This window comes from Streptomyces sp. NPDC059994, assembly GCF_042737755.1.
Lineage (GTDB): Bacteria > Actinomycetota > Actinomycetes > Streptomycetales > Streptomycetaceae > Streptomyces.
The window spans coordinates 74,260-92,236 of sequence record NZ_JBHWUR010000006.1 but is presented as its reverse complement, the minus strand read 5'-3'; the positions used below and the strand labels follow the sequence as shown (position 1 = coordinate 92,236).

Annotated in this window: 13 protein-coding genes and 1 pseudogene; 8 read left to right on the top strand and 6 right to left on the bottom strand. The window is 69.8% G+C overall.

Annotated elements, in window-relative coordinates:
• Positions 1-10 precede the first annotated feature (10 nt).
• Genes ACFWA7_RS05630 through ACFWA7_RS05615 form a run of 4 tightly spaced genes read right to left on the bottom strand, consistent with a single transcriptional unit; the run spans position 11 to position 5,413 of the window.
• Complete coding sequence (locus tag ACFWA7_RS05630; protein ID WP_385821178.1) at positions 11-2,413, bottom strand: beta-glucosidase; 2,403 nt, start codon at positions 2,411-2,413, stop codon at positions 11-13.
• Entirely contained in the window at positions 2,410-3,228 is an 819-nt protein-coding gene (locus tag ACFWA7_RS05625; protein WP_385821177.1) for a carbohydrate ABC transporter permease, read from the bottom strand. The genes ACFWA7_RS05630 and ACFWA7_RS05625 overlap by 4 nt, the downstream gene beginning before the upstream one ends.
• Positions 3,228-4,124 (bottom strand): carbohydrate ABC transporter permease, encoded by an 897-nt coding sequence (locus ACFWA7_RS05620; RefSeq protein ID WP_385821174.1) that lies wholly within the window; start codon positions 4,122-4,124, stop codon positions 3,228-3,230. The genes ACFWA7_RS05625 and ACFWA7_RS05620 overlap by 1 nt, the downstream gene beginning before the upstream one ends.
• Positions 4,121-5,413, bottom strand: a complete 1,293-nt coding sequence (locus ACFWA7_RS05615; RefSeq protein WP_385821172.1) for an ABC transporter substrate-binding protein — start codon at positions 5,411-5,413, stop codon at positions 4,121-4,123. Before ACFWA7_RS05615 ends, ACFWA7_RS05620 begins: the two co-directional genes overlap by 4 nt.
• 179 nt (positions 5,414-5,592) lie before the next feature.
• On the opposite strand from ACFWA7_RS05615, the gene ACFWA7_RS05610 reads away from it, so the two are divergent.
• From ACFWA7_RS05610 to ACFWA7_RS05600, 3 genes and pseudogenes are all read left to right on the top strand, one after another.
• Positions 5,593-6,630, top strand: coding sequence for a LacI family DNA-binding transcriptional regulator (locus ACFWA7_RS05610; protein WP_385821170.1), 1,038 nt, complete (start codon positions 5,593-5,595; stop codon positions 6,628-6,630).
• A gap of 120 nt (positions 6,631-6,750) precedes the next feature.
• On the top strand, positions 6,751-8,172 hold the full coding sequence (locus ACFWA7_RS05605) for an endo-1,4-beta-xylanase (protein ID WP_385821168.1): 1,422 nt from the start codon (positions 6,751-6,753) through the stop codon (positions 8,170-8,172).
• A 242-nt stretch (positions 8,173-8,414) separates the two neighbouring features.
• A pseudogene (locus ACFWA7_RS05600) lies at positions 8,415-9,440 on the top strand (endo-1,4-beta-xylanase); the annotation flags it as partial.
• 26 nt (positions 9,441-9,466) lie between these two features.
• Here the strand turns inward: ACFWA7_RS05600 and ACFWA7_RS05595 are convergent.
• Positions 9,467-9,679: an RICIN domain-containing protein gene (locus ACFWA7_RS05595; RefSeq protein ID WP_385821166.1), complete on the bottom strand. Its 213-nt coding sequence runs from the start codon at positions 9,677-9,679 to the stop codon at positions 9,467-9,469.
• A 483-nt stretch (positions 9,680-10,162) separates the two neighbouring features.
• Entirely contained in the window at positions 10,163-10,387 is a 225-nt protein-coding gene (locus tag ACFWA7_RS05590) for a hypothetical protein (protein ID WP_385821163.1), read from the bottom strand.
• Between the two features lie 530 nt (positions 10,388-10,917).
• Here ACFWA7_RS05590 and ACFWA7_RS05585 point away from each other — a divergent pair.
• The 5 genes from ACFWA7_RS05585 to ACFWA7_RS05565 all read left to right on the top strand — a co-directional run bounded on the left by ACFWA7_RS05585 (position 10,918) and on the right by ACFWA7_RS05565 (position 17,976).
• Positions 10,918-12,396: a sugar transferase gene (locus tag ACFWA7_RS05585; RefSeq protein WP_385534418.1), complete on the top strand. Its 1,479-nt coding sequence runs from the start codon at positions 10,918-10,920 to the stop codon at positions 12,394-12,396.
• A 73-nt stretch (positions 12,397-12,469) separates the two neighbouring features.
• Complete coding sequence (locus ACFWA7_RS05580) at positions 12,470-13,786, top strand: nucleotide sugar dehydrogenase (RefSeq protein ID WP_385534420.1); 1,317 nt, start codon at positions 12,470-12,472, stop codon at positions 13,784-13,786.
• A complete protein-coding gene (locus ACFWA7_RS05575) occupies positions 13,776-15,056 on the top strand; it encodes a glycosyltransferase family 4 protein (protein ID WP_385821161.1) in 1,281 nt (426 codons plus the stop codon). Before ACFWA7_RS05580 ends, ACFWA7_RS05575 begins: the two co-directional genes overlap by 11 nt.
• A complete protein-coding gene (locus ACFWA7_RS05570; protein WP_385821159.1) occupies positions 15,053-16,450 on the top strand; it encodes a Wzz/FepE/Etk N-terminal domain-containing protein in 1,398 nt (465 codons plus the stop codon). Before ACFWA7_RS05575 ends, ACFWA7_RS05570 begins: the two co-directional genes overlap by 4 nt.
• Complete coding sequence (locus tag ACFWA7_RS05565; protein WP_385821157.1) at positions 16,447-17,976, top strand: Wzz/FepE/Etk N-terminal domain-containing protein; 1,530 nt, start codon at positions 16,447-16,449, stop codon at positions 17,974-17,976. Before ACFWA7_RS05570 ends, ACFWA7_RS05565 begins: the two co-directional genes overlap by 4 nt.
• The last annotated feature ends 1 nt before the right edge of the window (position 17,977 follow it).

The window sequence follows — 17,977 nt, the reverse complement described above, 5'->3', positions numbered from 1 at the left end:
ACCGCTTTCCTCAACTCATCGGTGTCACACCGGGTTTGGCCGTAGGCAGAACCTGCGCGGTGACGGTCGGGTGGAGGCGGCGGGTGTGGTCAACCGGGCGGACCGGGCCAGTCAGGCGCAGCGGTACGGTGAAGCGGGCGTCGGTGCTGGAGGCGGCGATCCGTACTTCCAGCGCGCCCGGTTCGACGATCCGGTGGCCCCCGCGGCCGGTGAAGGAGGCCAGGTCGGCGGGGAGTGCCAGTTCCACGCGGCACCCGGCGCCCGCGGCCAGCTCGATCCGCCGGTAGCCGATCAGCCGCTGCACCGGCTGCACCACGCTCGCCACCGGATCGTGCAGGTACAGCTGTACGACCTCACTGCCCGCCCGGCCGCCGACGTTACGCAGTTCGAAGGCGAGCCGGAACTCGCCGTCGGTGCCGGTCTCGTCGGTCTCCACCGCCAGCCCCGACCAGGTGAACTCGCTGTAGCCGAGCCCGTGTCCGAATCCGTAGGCGGGTGTCGGGTCGGTGCTGGAGACAACGCTCGCCTGGGCGAGCCGGGCGGCAAGGTACGTCGACGGCTGGACACCGGGGTGCGCGGGGATGCTGACCGGCAGCCGGCCGGACGGGTTGACCCGTCCGCTCAGCACGCCCGCCACAGCCTGTGTGCCCGCCTCGCCGGGGAAGAAGCACTGGACGATCGCCGCAGCCTCGCTCACCGCGCGCCCCAGCGCGTACGGCCGCCCGGCCAGTAGGGTGACCACGAGCGGAGTGCCGCAGTCCAGCAACGCGTCCAGCAACTTGCCCTGGATGCCGGGAAGTTCGAGCGATTCGGCATCGCAGCCCTCGCCGCTGGTGCCTCGGCCGAACAGGCCTGCCCGGTCACCGAGGGCCATCACCACCACGTCGGCCTGCCGAGCGGCACGGACCGCTTCTGAGATGCCGTCGGCATCCGCGCCCTCGACGGCCACCCCGCGCACCGTCCGCACCTCGCTCCCGGCGAACTCGGCCCGCAACGCCTCGCTCAGAGTGGGAAGTTCGATACCCAGCGGCACCTTCGGGTGCTGACCGCCCACGTGCACCGGGAAGGCATAGCAGCCGAGCACGGCGGTGGGTTCGTCGGCGTTGGGGCCGATCAACGCGATCCGGGCGGGGGCGCGCAGCGGCAGCAGGCCGTCGTTGCGCAGCAGCACCACGGCTTGTTCGGCGAGTTCGGCGGCGAGGGCTCGGTTGGCGGCCCGGTCGAGGTCGACCGTGCCGCGCAGCGCCTCCGGGTCGCTCGGATCGGTGTCGATGAGGACGTCGGGCACGGGGTCCCAGTCCGGGTCCAGCAAACCGAGCTGGGCCTTCTGGACGAGCACCCGGCGCAGCGCCCGGTCGATCAGCCGCTCCGGGACGAGCCCGGTGGCGACGGCGTCGAGCAGGGGCTGCCCATAGGTCTTCACGGTCGGCAGTTCGGTGTCGACGCCGCTAGCGAGGGCCAGGGCGGCGGCCTCCGGCCAGTCCTCGACGACGCCGTGCAGGGTTTTGAGGAAGGCGATGCCGAAGTAGTCGGCGACCACCGTTCCGGTGAAGTCCCAGGTGTCCCGGAGCAGTCCGGTGAGCAGGTTCTCGTCGGCGGCGCCGGGGATACCGTCCGTATCGGTGTAGGCGTGCATGACCGAGCGGGGGCGGCCTTCGCGGACGGCCATCTCGAACGGCGGCAGGATGACGTCGGAGCGTTCGCGCGGGCCCATGGAGACGGGGGCGAGGTTGCGTCCGGCGCGGGAGGCGGAGTACCCGGCGAAGTGCTTGAGGGTGGCGACGATCCCGGCCGACTCCAGGCCCTGGACGTAGGCCGTGGCGATGGTGCCGACCAGGTACGGGTCCTCCCCGATGGTCTCCTCGACCCGTCCCCAGCGGGCGTCGCGCACCACGTCGAGGACCGGCGCGAGGCCCTGGTGCACGCCGACGGCGCGCAGGTCGCGGCCGATCGCGGCGGCCATCCGCCGCACCAGTGCCGGGTTGAAGGCCGCGCCCCAGGAAAGGGGCACGGGGTAGGCGGTGGCGCCCCAGGCGGCGAATCCGGCCAGGCACTCCTCGTGGGCCAGGGCGGGGATGCCGAAGCGGTTGGCGGCGGTGATCCGGCGCTGGGTGCGCATCAGCGAGAGGGCGCCGAGCGCCGGGTCGACCGGTGCGGTGCCGAAGGGACGGGTCAACTGGCCGAGCCCGTACGGCAGCAGGGTGTCGAGGTCGGGCGGGTCCTCCATCTCGTGCTGGTGCGGGGCGACTTCACCGCCCTCGTCGCTGGCACCGACCCAGACGCCGATCAGCTGGGCGGTCTTCTCCCGCAGGGTCATGGCCGCGATCAGGGCGTCGGCCCTGGCCTGCGGGGTGAGCGTGGCGTCCCGCCAGACGGGAACGCCGTCCGGGGCGGGTGGCGGGGTGGCGCTCATTTTCCTCCCACGCCCGTCAGGCCCTGGACGAGGGCGCGGCGGGCGAACAGGTAGACGACGAGGATGGGCAGCATGGACAGCACCACGGCGCTGAGCAGTCCGGGTACGTCGACGCCGTGTTCGGTCTGGAACTCGTACAGGCCGAGGGTGATGACCTTGGTGGAGTCGGACTGGGTGAGGATGAGCGGGAACAGGAAGCCGTTCCACGCCTGGAGGGCGGCGAAGACCACGATGGAGGACAGGCCCCCCTTGGACAGCGGCAGCACCAGCTGCCGGAAGACCCGGCCCGGGGAGGCGCCGTCCATCGCCATCGCCTCGTACAGCTCGGGGCTGATGTCACGCATCGCGCCGGTGAGGACCAGGGTGCAGACCGGGAGGCAGAAGGCGGCGGTCGGCAGGATGACACCGATCAGGTGGTCGTACAGCCCGGCCTTGCTGATCAGATAGAACATCGGCACGATCACCGCCTGGGCGGGAATCGCCAGGCCGAGGAGGAACAGCCGGAACACCCAGCCGGTGGCGCGGCCCCGGGCCCGTACGATGGCGTACGCGAGCGGCGGGACGACCAGCAGGACGAGGGCGACCACGCTGGCGGTGACGGTCAGGGTGTTGAGGAAGTCCCGGCCGAAGCCGTTGGACAGGTCGGTGACGTAGTTCCGCAGGGTCCACTGTGCGGGCAGGCTGAGCGGTCCCTTGGTGGAGTAGTCGGCGCGGGTGCGCAAGGTGGCGAGCAGCAGCACGTACAGCGGCAGGCCGACCAGCAGCAGCCAGATCAACGAGCCGAATCCGGCGAGGTAGTTGGGGCGTCCGCGCATCACAGGCCCTCCGCCGTGCCGCGCATGCGGTCGTAGCCGGAGAACTTGACCACGGCCAGGGAGATCAGGGTGGCGACGACCACCAGGACCAGGGCGATGGCCGAGGCGGCACCGAAGTCGTAGCTCTTGAAGGCCTTTTGGTACATGTAGAAGGCGCTGACGGTGGTGTCGGTGCCGGGGCCGCCCTGGGTGAGGATCAGCACCGTGTCGAAGGTGGTGAGTCCGCCGACCACCATCAGCACCATCGAGGTGATGATGGTGTTGCGCAGTTGCGGCAGGGTGATGTGGAAGAACTGCCGGACGGTGCCCGCCCCGTCGACCGCGGCAGCCTGGTAGAGCACCTGGGGGATGGCCCGGGCACCGCCCTGGTAGATCAGTGCGTGCAGCGGGGTGAACTGCCACATCCCCACGAAGGTGAGCACCGCGAGCGCGCCGCTGCGGCTGCCGAGCAGGTTGCCGTCGCCGAACAGCCAGGTCAGTTGGGAGGGCACGCCGAAGTTGGGGTCCAGCACGGCCCGCCACACCACGGACACGGCGGTCGCCGACAGGAGCAGCGGTACGAAGTAGACCGCCGAGAGCACGGCCCGGTTGCGCTGGTGTCCGGCGGCCCACACGCCGAGCAGGAGGCTGACCGGCGTCTGGGTGAGCACGCCGAGGGCGGTGAGCAGCAACGTGGTCCAGACCGACTGGCCCATCACCGGGTCGTGGATCAGCGCCACCCAGTTGTCCAGGCCGTTGAAGTGCGGCTCGCTGATGCCGTCCCAGCTGGTGAAGGAGAGCACGGCGACCAGGACCAGCGGCGCGATCGCGAACAGCAGGAAGAACACCGCGGCGGGCGCCGCCCAGACGAAGCCCGGGCGGGCCACGCCCGTGCCGGACTTCGGGGCCCGCGTCATGAGGTGGGCAAGGCCTGCATGGCCTTGATGAAGGCGTCGGCATCGCGCTTGCCGTCGAAGTACTGCTGGATGGCGGTGTGCATCGGGGTGGCCGCGCTCGGTGGGTACGCCTGGTCCCAGGAGAGCTGGAACGAGGGTGCGGCCTTGACCAGTTCGTACTGGTACTTGGAGTACGCGGGGCTGGCCGCGGTGTCGAGGAAGTCGACGGTGTTGACGGTGGTGGGCAGGTTGCCCACGGCGAGCTGCGCCTTGACGAACTGTTCGGAGTACATCTGCTTCAGGAAGGCGGCAGCGGCCTCCGGGTGCTTGGTCTTCTTCAGCACCGAGTAGAAGTTGTTGGTGTTGCCGACCACGTCGGCCGGGTCGCCCTTGCCGCCGTTGAGCGTGGGGAAGCCGGTGTACCCGAGGCCCGACTTGGCGAAGTCCGGGTTGGCGTCCTGCTGGGTGGAGTAGTACCAGGAGCCCATCAGCTCGAAGGCCGCCCTGCCCTTGGCCACCAGGGCCGGGGAGCCGCCGTCGGTGAACTTGACGGAGTCGTAGTTCCTGCCGAACGCGCCGGAGTCGGCCAGTTCCCTGAGGGTGGCCAGTGCCTTGCGGCTGTCCTCGCTCGCCCAGGCGGACCGGTCGCCGCTCACCGCCCGTTGCAGCAGGCCGGGCCCGCCGATCCGGTCGTACAGGTACTCGAACCACATCAGGGTGGGCCACTGGTCGCCGCCGCCGAGCGCGATCGGCGTCTTGCCCTTGGCCTTGAGCACCTTGGTGGCGGCGACCAGCTCGTCCCAGGTCCGCGGCGGGGTCAGACCGGCGTCCGCGAGCACCTTCTTGTTGTGGAAGAGCAGCACCGGCTGGGTACCGCGCATCGGCACTCCGTACGGCTTGCCGTCCACGACGGCCGAGTTGAACACCGACGGCAGGAAGTTGCTCTTCAGTCCCGGGTCCTTGGCGATGAAGCCGTCCAGCGGGAGCAGCAGGCCGGCCTTGACGAAGGGCTGGATGGAGCCGCCGCCCCAGTTGAAGAAGACGTCCGGGGCATGTGGGGTGCTGATGACGGTCTGCAGTTTCTGCTGATAGTCCGCGCCGGGCACGGTGTCGAGCACCACCTTGACCTTGGAGGTCTTGTTGAAGGTCTCGGCGATCTGCTTCTCGACCTTGTTGGTGGCGTCGCCGTAGACCATCACGTGGATCGTCCCGGAGCCCGCGTCGGAGGAGCCACCACCCGATCCGCACGCCGCGGTCATGCCCAGGACGAGTGCGGTGGCCGCGACGATCGCGGCGAATCTCGATCCCATACTCTGCCTTCATTCGAATGTTTCGGATAACTTGGCGAATGTTGTGGGAAAACTAGGACCACCCTCGACGTCCGTCAAGAGTTCGGGCGGGATCCGATCCGCCCGGCCGACCGGCTAGCATCCGTGCCGACAGCCACCCACAGCGCAGTTCGCCCAGCAGGGCAGTGCAGGAGGAGTTCGTGACCAGAGCCGCGACGCTCGCCGAGATCGCACGGGAGGCGGGGGTCTCGGCCCCGACTGTTTCGAAAGTCCTCAACGGCCGAGCCGACGTCGCCCAGGCCACCCGGGAGCGGGTCGAGGAGCTGCTGCGCCGACACGGCTACCGGCGGCGGCGCGGCACCCAGAGCAGCCCGCTGCTGGAACTGGTCTTCCACGAGCTGGAGAGCGTCTGGGCGATGGAGGTGATCCGCGGCGTCGAGAACGTGGCGCGCGACGAGGGGCTGAGCATCGTCCTTTCGGAGTCCTCCGGGCGGCTGACCCCCGGCCAGTCCTGGGTGGACGGAGTGCTCGCCCGTCGCCCCGCCGGCGTACTCCTGGTCCTGTCCGGCCTGGACCGCTCCCAGCAGGAACAACTGGCCGGCCGCGACATCCCGTTCGTGGTGATAGACCCGGCCGGCGACCCCGGCCAGGGGGTGCCCGCCGTCGGCACCACCAACTGGGACGGCGGTCTGGCCGCCACCCGGCACCTGCTCGGCCTCGGCCACCGCCGGATCGGCCTGATCGGCGGGCCGAGCCGGATGATGTGCAGCCGGGCCCGGGCCGACGGCTACCGGGCGGCCCTCGACATGGCAGGCATCGCGTACGACCCGGAGCTGGTCCGCGAAGGCGACTTCCACCACGAGGCCGGCCGCCGGGTGGGGCTGGAACTGCTGGGCCTGCCCGACCGGCCGACCGCCGTGTTCGCGGGAAACGACCTACAGGCCCTCGGGCTCTACGAGGCCGCCCGTGAGCTGGGGTTGCGCATCCCCGCGGATCTCAGCGTGGTCGGCTTCGACGACCTGCCGCTGGCCCGCTGGGTCGGCCCTCCGCTCACCACCGTCCGCCAGCCGCTGACCGAGATGGCCGAGGTCGCCACCCGCATGGTGATCGACCTCGCCCGAGACACCCGGCCCGGCACCCTGCGGGTGGACCTGGCCACCAGCCTGGTCGAGCGGAACAGCACCGCCCCGCCACAGACACCGTCCCGAACGGTTGACGGAGCATCAACCCGCCTCTAGGGTCACCGACTGAATCGGCGGGGAGACCGAAACTTTCGACTACTCGGTCTCTCCGCACGGTCCGCGTTCCACGCCCCACCGCACGTCCGTCTCTTCCCTCACAGAGAAAGGACCACGCCGGTGTCAGTCCGGACGCTCCGCCTCCCCCGCCCCAGGCATGCCCGGCGCGCCTTCGGCGCCGCCGCCGTCACCGCAGTCACAGCCCTGGCCGCCGCCACCCTGCTGCCCACCGGCCGGGCCGGCGCCGCTGACACCAGCCTGCGCTCGCTCGCCGAGGCGAAGGGCATCTACTTCGGTACCGCCATCACCCAGGGCGACCTCGACAACTCCGCACTCACCGCCGTCGCCGGCAGCCAGTTCGGCATGCTCACCCCCGGCAACGAGATGAAGTGGGACACCACCGAGCCCTCGCGGGGCAACTTCGACTTCGCCCCCGCCGACAGGCTCGTCTCCTTCGCCCAGGCCCACTCGATGAAGCTGCGCGGCCACACCCTGGTCTGGCACAGCCAGCTCCCGCCCTGGGTGAGCAGCCTGCCCACCGCACAGGTGAAGGCCGCGATGGAGAACCACATCACCAACGAGGTCACTCACTACAAGGGCAGGCTCTACGCCTGGGACGTGGTCAACGAGCCGTTCAACGAGGACGGCAGCTTCCGCACCGACGCCTTCTACAACGCCATGGGCAGCGGCTTCGTCGCCGACGCTCTGCGCACCGCGCGCGCCGCCGACCCGGACGCCAAGCTGTATCTGAACGACTACAACATCGAGGGCCGGAACGCGAAGAGCGACGCCATGTACAACCTGGTGAAATCACTCAAGAGCCAGGGCGTCCCGCTGGACGGCGTCGGCTTCCAGGCCCACTTCATCCTCGGCCAGGTCCCCTCGACCTTCAAGGCCAACCTCCAGCGGTTCACCGCGCTCGGCGTCAACGTCGCGATCACCGAGCTCGACGACCGTATCCAGCTCCCGGCGACCACCGCCAGTCTCACCCAGCAGGCGAACGACTACGCCGGCGTGGTCAACACCTGTCTGGCAGTCACCGGCTGCGTGGGCATCACCCAGTGGGGCGTCGGCGACGCGGACTCCTGGATCCCCGGCACCTTCCCCGGCTACGGCGACGCCACCCTGTACGACGCCAACTACCGGCCGAAGCCCGCCTACACCGCATCCGCCACCGCCCTCGGCGGCAGCACCAGCCCCTCCCCCACGCCGACCACCCCGGGCGCCTCCTGCAAGGTGACCAGCTCGGTCAACGCCTGGAACACCGGCCTGACGGAGGACATCACCCTCACCAACACCGGCTCGACCACGATCAACGGCTGGTCCCTGGCCTTCACCCTGCCCGCCGGCCAGACCGTGACCAGTAGCTGGAACGCCTCCCTCACCCCGGCCACCGGCCGGGTCTCCGCCGGAAACCTCAGCTACAACGGCACGCTGCCCCCCGGCGCCTCCACCTCGTTCGGTTTCCAGGCCACCCACACCGGCAACACCTCCCTCCCCACCCTGTTCAGCCTCAACGGCGCCCCTTGTAACACCGCCTGACGGCCCTTCCCCTCACGGGCCCGCACGCCGCCCCGGGGTCGCGGGCAACGGCGAGATGCTCCGCTCAAGCAATGACCACACTGACGATCGACCCCTGACATACGCAGTACGTGTACCAGGGGCGCTCGCCGGATTCCGGCGGCGACCACTCCCAACTCCCCTACCGCATGGGTCTGCTCACGCAGGCCAACTCGAACTGCTGGGGAGACGTGCCCCCACCGCCCAACAACCTACGGAGAACCATGAAGCACCCGCACCGACCCAGCTCACGCCGCGCCTGCCTGCTGGGCTTACTGGCCGCCGCCACCCTGGCGTCGATCGGCACGGCGACCGCGACTCCCCCTGCCGCCCGGGCCTCCACCCTGGGCGCCCAAGCCGCCCAGTCCGGACGGTACTTCGGGACAGCCGTGGCGGCCTACAAGCTCAACGACAGGACGTACACGACGATCCTGGACCGCGACTTCAACAGGGTCACGCCGGAGAACGAGATGAAGTGGGACACCACGGAACCGTCCCGGGGATCGTTCAACTTCGGCCCCTCCGACCAGATCGTCAGCCGTGCCCTGGCGCATGGACAGAAGGTCCGTGGCCACACCCTCGTATGGCACTCCCAACTGCCGGGCTGGGTCGGCTCCCTCACCGACGCCACCGCCCTGCGCGGCGTGATGAACAACCACATCGCCGCGGAGATGGCCCACTTCAAAGGCAGGATCCATTCCTGGGACGTGGTGAACGAGGCCTTCGCGGACGGCGGCAGCGGACAGCATCGTTCCTCCGTCTTCCAGAACGTCCTCGGCGACGGCTTCATCGAAACGGCCTTCCGGACGGCCCGCACGGCCGACCCGTCGGCCAAACTCTGCTACAACGACTACAGCATCGAGGACTGGAACAGCGCCAAGACCCAGGGCGTGTACCGCATGGTCCGCGACTTCAAGGCGCGGGGCGTGCCCATCGACTGCGTCGGCCTCCAGGCCCACTTCGGCACCAGCGGCCCGCCCGCGAGTTTCGGCACCACGCTGGCGAACTTCGCCGCGCTCGGCGTCGACGTACAGATCACCGAACTCGACATCGCCCAGGCACCGCCGACGGCATACGCGAACACGGTGAGGGCCTGCATGAACGTCGCACGCTGCACCGGCATCACCGTATGGGGAATCCGGGACACGGACTCCTGGCGCAGCGGCGAGAAACCACTGCTCTTCGACGGCGGCGGCAACAAGAAGTCGGCGTACTACGCGGCCCTCACCACGCTCGGCGGCACTCCCGCTCGGCAGAAGTGACGCTGTCCCGGGTGTCAGCTCTTGCCCTGTAGCCGCCAGATCTGGTTCTTCTTGGTGCCGAGGGCGCTCGCCGGGTCGCAGGTCCACTGATGGATCAGCGACCCGGCCGTGGTCGAGACGTTGCTGACGTCGACGCACTTGCCGCTGTGGACGGCGGCCAGCTGGTAGTCCTTGCTGTGCGCGGCGCCGACAGGCGCCCGCGACGGATACCCCGCCCCCGCGTCCACAGCCCCGGATAGGCCCAACGGCTCCAGCGCAAAACCGACATGACATGGGATGTATTGGCGTCTCGAAACAAGATCTTGATCGCGCCCAGTCTCGCGCAAGGCGCGGACTGCGTGCGGCGTGGCGGCCGACGGCGGCCCGCGCCCAGGCGGCGATCACCGGCCGGCCGAGTGCGCTGAGTCCGGCGATCCACCTCTTCGGCGGCGTCGGTGAGGACGGGCTTCCACACGACCCGAAGCGGGATCGGGCCGGCTCCGACGACGCCCCAGCCCTGACGCACCCCAGCCATCGCCATGCACTCCACGTAATGCGTCATCGGGAAGATACGCAATTGGTCCCTGCGGGATAAACCCCAAGGTCAGGTCCTGTTTTCGAGATTTCCAGCCAGACTCTACGAGCAGATGAGTGTCAAATGAGCGTAAACAAATTTTGATCAGGCTGCCCCCGTACTTCGAGCACCAGCTGTTCTTGTCCGCGACCCTCCATCAGTGCCCGGGCCGACATCGCGGCATGCACCCGGGCCTTGAGGCGGTTGCGCTCGCTTTTGGACATGCCGCGAACACCGACACGATCAAGTCGTTCGCCTCGTTGTCCGGGTCGATCGCCCCGGCCACCTCGGGCACCCACAGTGGCACGCTGTAGTGCACGAACAGCGGGAAGTTGTTGCCCAACCGGGCGCCGTAGAAGGCCCGCTGCAGCTCGCCGAACACTTCCGTGCAGAAGCCGCGCCCGGGGGCCGCGCGAGCTGTTGCAGCGCGCGGTGGCGTGAAGGCACCTGTAGGCGGTCACTGATCGGTGGATCCAGTCCCAAAGAAAGCTGAGCACAAATTACACACATCCCCTCTACATGCTGGCTCTGATGCTCTAGATTGTCCGTGCTTCAGCTGCTCGGGTACGAGGCGACCAATAATGATCTATAGGTCCGGCGTTAGGGACAGTCAGTAGTCGCGTCCCCGGCGCCAGACATGGGGGTGATCAATTCTTGGAGCCCGACAGAGGGCTTCGGGTGCGGGGAGCACCCGAGGTTTCGACGGGTTCCCGCGCGCCTCGGGAGTCTGGCAGGGGATGCGAGCCTGCTGTCGCCAGGGTGGGTTGTTCAAGTAGCGCTGAATAGCCGGGATTTCATGCGCGGGGGGCGTGGGCCTCCCGAGGGGAGAAACGGTGCGGGGGGCGGGGGCCTCCCGGGGGGAGGGGCAGTGTTGGGCGAACACGTCGAACCACTGGTGACCTGGGGGGTCCTGTGCGGCAGGGGGGATTAATCAGCCCGTTTCCGTCGGCGCGAAGACGTCTGGCGAACGGGACAATCAGTCAGCCGGAGATCGACTGGGAGCAGCGGTACCGCCGTGCCGTGATCACCAGCGATACCCTGGCCACCGCCTTCGTGGTGGCGGCGATCGGTATCTTCTTCGGGGCCCGGGACGCGGCCAACTGGCACGAGAAGTGGGGAATTCTCACATTCGGCACCGAGCTGCTGGTGCTGGGAACGCTTGCGGTGAGCCGGGCGTGGGCTCCGGCCGTACTCGGCCAGGGCGCCGAGGAATTCCGCCGGCTCGGACGCTCACTGTTCACGGCGGCCGTCGTATTGGCGCTCGGCGGGATCGCCCTCACCTCGCGCAACATCAAGCTCTGGATCTTCGTCGCGATTCCCGCGATCGCGCTCACCACCATGTCCGCGCGGTATCTGCTGCGCCTCTGGCTGCACAAACAGCGGAAGGAAGGACGGTGCCTGCGACCGGTGCTCGCTGCCGGGAGCCCGGCCACCGTGCGCGACCTGATCACCCGAACCCGCAAGTTCCCGCACCTCGGCTGGCGGGTGGAAGCGGTATGCACGACGGATGGTCTCGGGCTCGACGGTGACCAACTGGACGGCGTGCCGGTCGTCGGCCGGCTGACGGACGTCGCAGGCCACGTCCGCCGCGACGGCTACCGTGTCGTCGCCGTCACACCGGACCCGCACTGGTCACCGGACCGGCTGCAGCGGCTGGCTTGGAACCTCGAAGGCAGCGACGCCGAGATGGTCGTGGCTCCCGTACTGATGGAGGTGGCCGGCCCGCGGCTGCACGTCGACGCGGTGCTCGGAATCCCGCTGCTGCGGGTCAGCATGCCGACCTTCACCGGGGGCCGCCGGGCGGTCAAAGAGGTCGTCGACCGGATGGGCGCGGCGATCCTGCTGATGCTGTTCGCGCCGCTGATGGTGCTCGTCGGGCTGCTCGTGCTGGTGGACAGCCGGGGTGGAGCGGTCTACCGCCAGCGCAGAGTCGGCAAGGACGGCCGCGAGTTCACCATTTTCAAGTTCCGCACCATGGTCGCCGGGGCTGACGGGGCACGTGCCGAACTGGCCGACCGCAACGAGGGCGCAGGCCTGCTGTTCAAGCTCCGCCGGGATCCGCGGGTCACCCGGGTGGGAGCAGTACTGCGCCGGTACTCGATCGACGAGCTCCCGCAGCTTCTCAACGTGCTCACCGGATCGATGTCGCTCGTCGGTCCGCGGCCTCCGCTACCGGAGGAGTCCGCTGCGTACGGCCCGGACATCCGGCGGCGTCTCCTTGTCAAGCCCGGGCTCACCGGCCTGTGGCAGATCAGCGGACGCAGCGACCTGCCCTGGGAAGAGGCGGTCCGCCTTGACCTGCGGTACGTGGAGGACTGGTCGCTCGCCCTGGACACAGTGATCTTGTGGAAGACGCTGCGTGCGGTGCTCTACGGGCAGGGGGCCTACTGATGCGCGGCGGTCGTCGTCCGGCCGACGCGCGGACCGCAGGCCGAATGGGCCTGCCTGGGGGGAGGAACGGGTCATGAGGGTCAGCGTTTTCGGGCTCGGCTACGTGGGCTGCGTGTCGGCCGCGTGCCTGGCCAGCATGGGGCACGAGGTCATCGGGGTGGACGTGAACCAGGTGAAGGTCGACCTGGTCAACGAAGGCAAGGCCCCGGTGGTCGAGGAACGGATCGGCGAGCTCATCGCCGAGGTCGTACGCAGTGGAGCGTTACGCGCTACCGGCGACGTCCGCGAGGCGATCATGGGCAGCCAGGTGTCGCTGATCTGCGTGGGCACGCCGTCGGAGCCCAACGGCAGCCTGTGCACCACCTACCTGGAGCGGGTCACCGAGCAGATCGGCGCCGTGCTGGCCGAGCGGGGTGGGCGGCACACTGTCGTGTTCCGCAGCACCATGCTCCCGGGCACCTGTCTGAACCTGCTGGTACCGATCCTGGAGAAGTACGTCGGCGGCACGGCCGGGGTGGACATCGGGGTCGCGGTGAACCCGGAGTTCCTGCGCGAGGGCACGAGCGTGCGGGACTTCTTCGACCCGCCCAAGACCGTCATCGGCGAGCTCGACCCGGCAAGCGGCGACGCGGTGATGGCGCTGTACGACGGCTTGCCCGGCGAGGTGTTCCGGGTGCCGGTCCCGACGGCCGAGGCGATCAAATACGCGGACAACGCGTTCCACGGCCTCAAGATCGGCTTCGCGAACGAGCTGGGTGCGGTGTGCCAGGCGCTCGGGGTGGACTCGCACCAGGTGATGGACGTGTTCCTGGCCGACCGCAAGCTGAACATCAGCTCCGCCTATCTGCGGCCCGGCTTCGCCTTCGGTGGCTCCTGCCTGCCCAAGGACCTGCGCAGCCTGGTCCACGCGGCGCAGCGGGCCGACGTCTCGGTGCCCATCCTCGCCCACGTGCTGCCCTCCAACTCCGACCATCTGCAGCGCGCGGTGGACCTGGTCGAGCGCACCGGCAGGCGCCGGGTGGGCCTGTTCGGGTTGTCCTTCAAACCCGGCACCGACGACCTCCGCGAGAGCCCGCTCGTCGAGCTGGCGGAGAGGCTCTTCGGCAAGGGTTACGACCTGCGGATCTACGACGCCAACGTGAGCCTCTCCCGGCTGATCGGCGCGAACCGCGAGTACATCGAGAGCCGGCTGCCGCACCTCGCGCAGCTGCTCGCGGACTCCGTCGAGGAGGTGCTCCAGCACGCCGAGGTGTGCCTGGTCGGGACCAGGGATCCGGCCGTGCTGTCGGCGCTGCCGCACGGCGAAGGACCGGTGATCGTCGACCTCATCCACCTTCCCGACGCCGAGGCGCGCCGGGCCGAACCGGGGTACGTGGGCCTTGCTTGGTAACACATCGTTCGGTGACACAGCCGGCGGCGACCGGCCGGACCGGCGCGCGCTGATCCTGGTGGAGAACCTGTCGGTGCCGTTCGACCGGCGGGTGTGGCAGGAGTGCACGACGCTGCGCGACGCGGGCTGGACGGTGCACGTCATCTGTCCCCAGGGCAGTAAGCGGGACACGGAGCCGGAGGCGGAGATCGACGGGGTGCGGATCCACCGCTACCCCTTGCGCGCGGCCACCGGAGGGCCGGCCGGCTACCTGCGGGAGTACGGATCGGCGTTGTGGCATACGGTCCGGCTGGCCCGCAAGGTCGGTCCGGTCGACGTGGTCCACGCCTGCAACCCGCCCGACCTGCTGTTCCTGCCGGCGCTGTGGCTGAAGCGGCGCGGCGCGCGGTTCGTCTTCGACCAGCACGACCTGGTACCCGAGCTGTACCTCTCCCGGTTCGACCGCGGCGAAGATCTGCTCTACCGCGCCGTGTGCGCGCTGGAACGGCTGACCTACCGGGCCGCGGACGTCGTGCTCGCCACGAACGAGAGCTACCGGGACGTCGCGATACGCCGTGGCGGTCGGCAACCGGCGGACGTTTTCGTGGTGCGCAGCGCGCCCGAGACCGACCGGTTCCAACCGGTACCGCCCGAGCCGGAGCTGAAGCGCGGCAAGCCTCATCTGCTGTGCTACCTCGGCGTCATGGGCCCTCAGGACGGCGTCGACTACGCCTTGCGGGCCCTTGCGAAGATGCGCGACGAGCTCGGGCGGACCGACTGGCATGCGGTGTTCGTCGGCGCCGGCGACGCCTTCGACGCGATGGTGGAACTGTCCCGGCGGCTCGGGCTCTCCGAGCAGGTGCAGTTCACCGGGCGCATTCCGGACGCCGACCTCGTGCGCTACCTGTCCACCGCGGACGTGTGCCTCTCCCCCGACCCGCACAACCCGCTCAACGACGTGTCGACCATGAACAAGGTCCTGGAGTACATGGCGATGGGCCGACCGATCGTCTCCTTCGACCTCCGGGAGGCGCGAGTCTCCGCCGGTGACGCCGCCGTCTACGCACCCGCCAACGACGAGGCCGGATTCGCCAAGCTCATCGCGCTGCTGCTGGACGATCCGGAGAGGCGGGCCCGGATGGGCAAGATCGGCCAGGAGCGGATCAGCGGGCGGCTTTCCTGGCGGAACTCACAAGCGTCGCTGCTCGCCGCCTACGCCGTTGCCTGCCGTGACCGCACTCCGGCATCTGCGGGCGACCCGGTCCGGACAAGCAGGAGGCCGCGCCGTTGAGCGATGACCCGATACGCCTGGTCACGGTCGGGCGGATTCTCCGCCGGCGGTGGCGGCTTCTCGCCATCCTCACCGTGATGGGCGCGCTCGTCGGCTACGGCACCTCGATGCTGTTTCCGCCGCGATACACGGCGTCGGCATCGGTACTGCTGCCGGGGCAGTGGGAGGAGCGCGAGCTGCTGACTCAGGCGGAGATCGCCACCAGTTCGGCGGTCGTCGACCGTGCGGCTACCACGCTCGGCTGGACCGGCGTCAGCGGCGCCGAGCTGCGGGATCAAGTGAGCGCCAAGGCCGCCGACGGGAACATCATCAAAATCTCGGGTACGGCCGACACCCCGGAGCGCGCGCAGCGGCTCTCCGACCAGTTGGCCCAGCAATTCGTCACATTCGCCGCGCGGATCGCAGGCGACAACACCGACCCCGACGCGGCAGCGGGGCCCGAGGCACTGCGGCAGAAGGTGGAGCAGACCAACCGCCGCATCACCGACCTGGCCAATGCGGCCGATCCCGGACAGACCGTGGAGAGCGTGCAGGCCCGCACCGAACTCGAGAAGCTGCGTACCGCGCTGCAGGAGGCCATGAAGAAACTGGACCAGGCCGACCCGGCGGTCAACAAGGCCGGCATGGTCGTCATGGGGCCGGCGGCCCGGCCGACCGGCGAGGCACCGCCGACGAGGATGCAGCTCATCGTCGCCGGGGCGCTGCTGTTCCTCGTGCTCGCGGTCATCGGCCATCTCACCGCCGCACGGGTGAATCGCCGACTGCGCACCGAACCGGAGATCGCCGCGGCACTGGGCTCGGCGATCCTGGGCACCGTCGACGTACCTGATGAACAGCCCGCGCACCGGCCGAAAGGCCGTGACCCACGGGCCTGGATCCGCCGGCTGCTTGGCGTCGACACCCGGTGGGACATACCGACCCCGCAGACGTCCGGCGACGAGGCCAGCAGGCAGATCCGCTACCGGCGGGTGTGCGCTCGCCTCCGGGACCAACTGCCGGCCCCCCGGCGGCTGCTGGTGGTCGTACCGGACGGCGACGAGATCGCCCACCGGGCCGCCGGGCAGCTCGTCGCCGAGGCCAGGAGCGGTCCTTCCCCAAGCTCTCCGAGCAGGGGATACCCCATGCTGCGGGTGGTGGGAGTTCCGGTGTCCCAGCCGATGGTGCCGGACCGCGACACCGAGTCCGGTGCCCTGGTCGTGCTCAGCGCGGGCAGCTGGACCGCAGAGGAGCTCGCCGGCATCGCCGAGGCGTGTGCGGACGCAGGGCATGAGGTCGTCGGCATCGTCGTCGCCGCCACGGTCCGGGCGTGTCCGACGCGAACTGCCGGCCCTCCTCCGCATCACGCAACGCCGGCGCTCGCGGTTCGCGGCCACGCGAGCGGAGGTTCTGTGTGACGACGAGCAAGACTTCGGAGTCGTCGGCCGCCGCTCCGCTGCTGGACCTGCAGGCGCTGGTGGTGGCGGTTCGCAGGCGCCGCCGCTTCTGGTGCACCATGGCGCTGCTGGGGCTGCTGGTCGGCGCGGCGATGGCGGTCCTGATGCCGCCGCCGCCGACCGCGGTGACCAAGGTGCTGGTCACACATCAGGAGGACCAGCCGAACGACCCCGGAACGCTGATCCGCACCGACGTCGCGCTGCTGGGGACCACGCGGATCGCCAGCAAGGCCCTGCAGTCCCTCAAGTCCCCGGAAAACCCGGAAGACTTCATGCGCAACTACCGGGGCACCGGCTTGACCAACAACCTGCTGCAGATCGATGTGACAGGTGACAGCGACGCGGAAGCCGTGTCCCGGGCCAAGGCGCTGGCCGATGCCTTCGTCGCGGACCACGTGAGACGGATGCAGGAGGCCGCGAAGGCCGAGGCCAAGGCGCTGCTCGACCAGCGTGACCGCATGCGGGACGAACTCGCCCAGGTCAACAAGGCGATCGGGAACCGATCGCCGGGGGGCGACCCGAAAGCGTCGGCGAGCATCGAGTCGCTCTTCGCCCGCCGGGCCGAGCTCAACTCGCGGATCGCCGATTTCGACCAGCGCGCCGCGGAGGCACGCACCGGCACGCCCAAGCTCATCGCCGGCACGCAGATCGTGGACGGCCCGCGCGCGGTGCAGCACTCCCTGCCCAGGGCCGCTGTCACCAACGCAGCGATCGGGCTCGTCCTCGGGCTCGTCCTCGGGCTCGCGCTGGCCGCGGTCGGCACGGTGGTGGCGGACCGCCCCGTGCTGCGCCGGGAGATCGCGGCGAACCTGGGCGCCTCGGTCATCGCGGAGCTGCCCCGCGCGTCCTTGCGGTCGGGCAGGCTGTGGCGGCGACGACGGACCCGGGTGGCGCGCGAACGGCTCTCCACGACCCTGGCCCGCACCGTGCGCGGCTCCACTGAGCCGGTGTCGCTGCTGGAACTGGGCTGTGCGCACAGCACGAGCGTGATCGCCCTGGACCTCGCCGAGGCACTGGCGCCGGACGGGCCAGTGGTCATCATCGATGGTCTGCCCGGCCCGCAGCTCGCCAACAGCCGCCAGAAGCCAGGAGGCCCGACCGTGGTCAGCGGCGAGCGTTCCGCGGCCGTGCTGCATGAGGAGCGCCGGCTCGGCGTCGGCTCGGTCGCTCCCGGCACGGCGTGGACCGACCTCCAGTACCTCGGCAGCCAGACCATGCTCGTCGTGCGTGCCGGGCACGGCAGCGCCGCATGGCTGCACACCGTGGCGCGGCAGCTCGCTGACCAGCGCATTCCGGTGATCGGTGTGGTGCTGATCGACCCCGATCCGCGTGACCGGACCGACGGCACCCTGTGGGACGGACTGCACACCGCGCTGCGCGGCCACAACGAGTGGCTGGCCCGGCAGAACGGAACGGGCCGGCGGCGGACGGAGCGGCCGCCGATGCCGGCCGCACGGGTCCCGGACAGCGACCAGGAGGCGCGGTAGA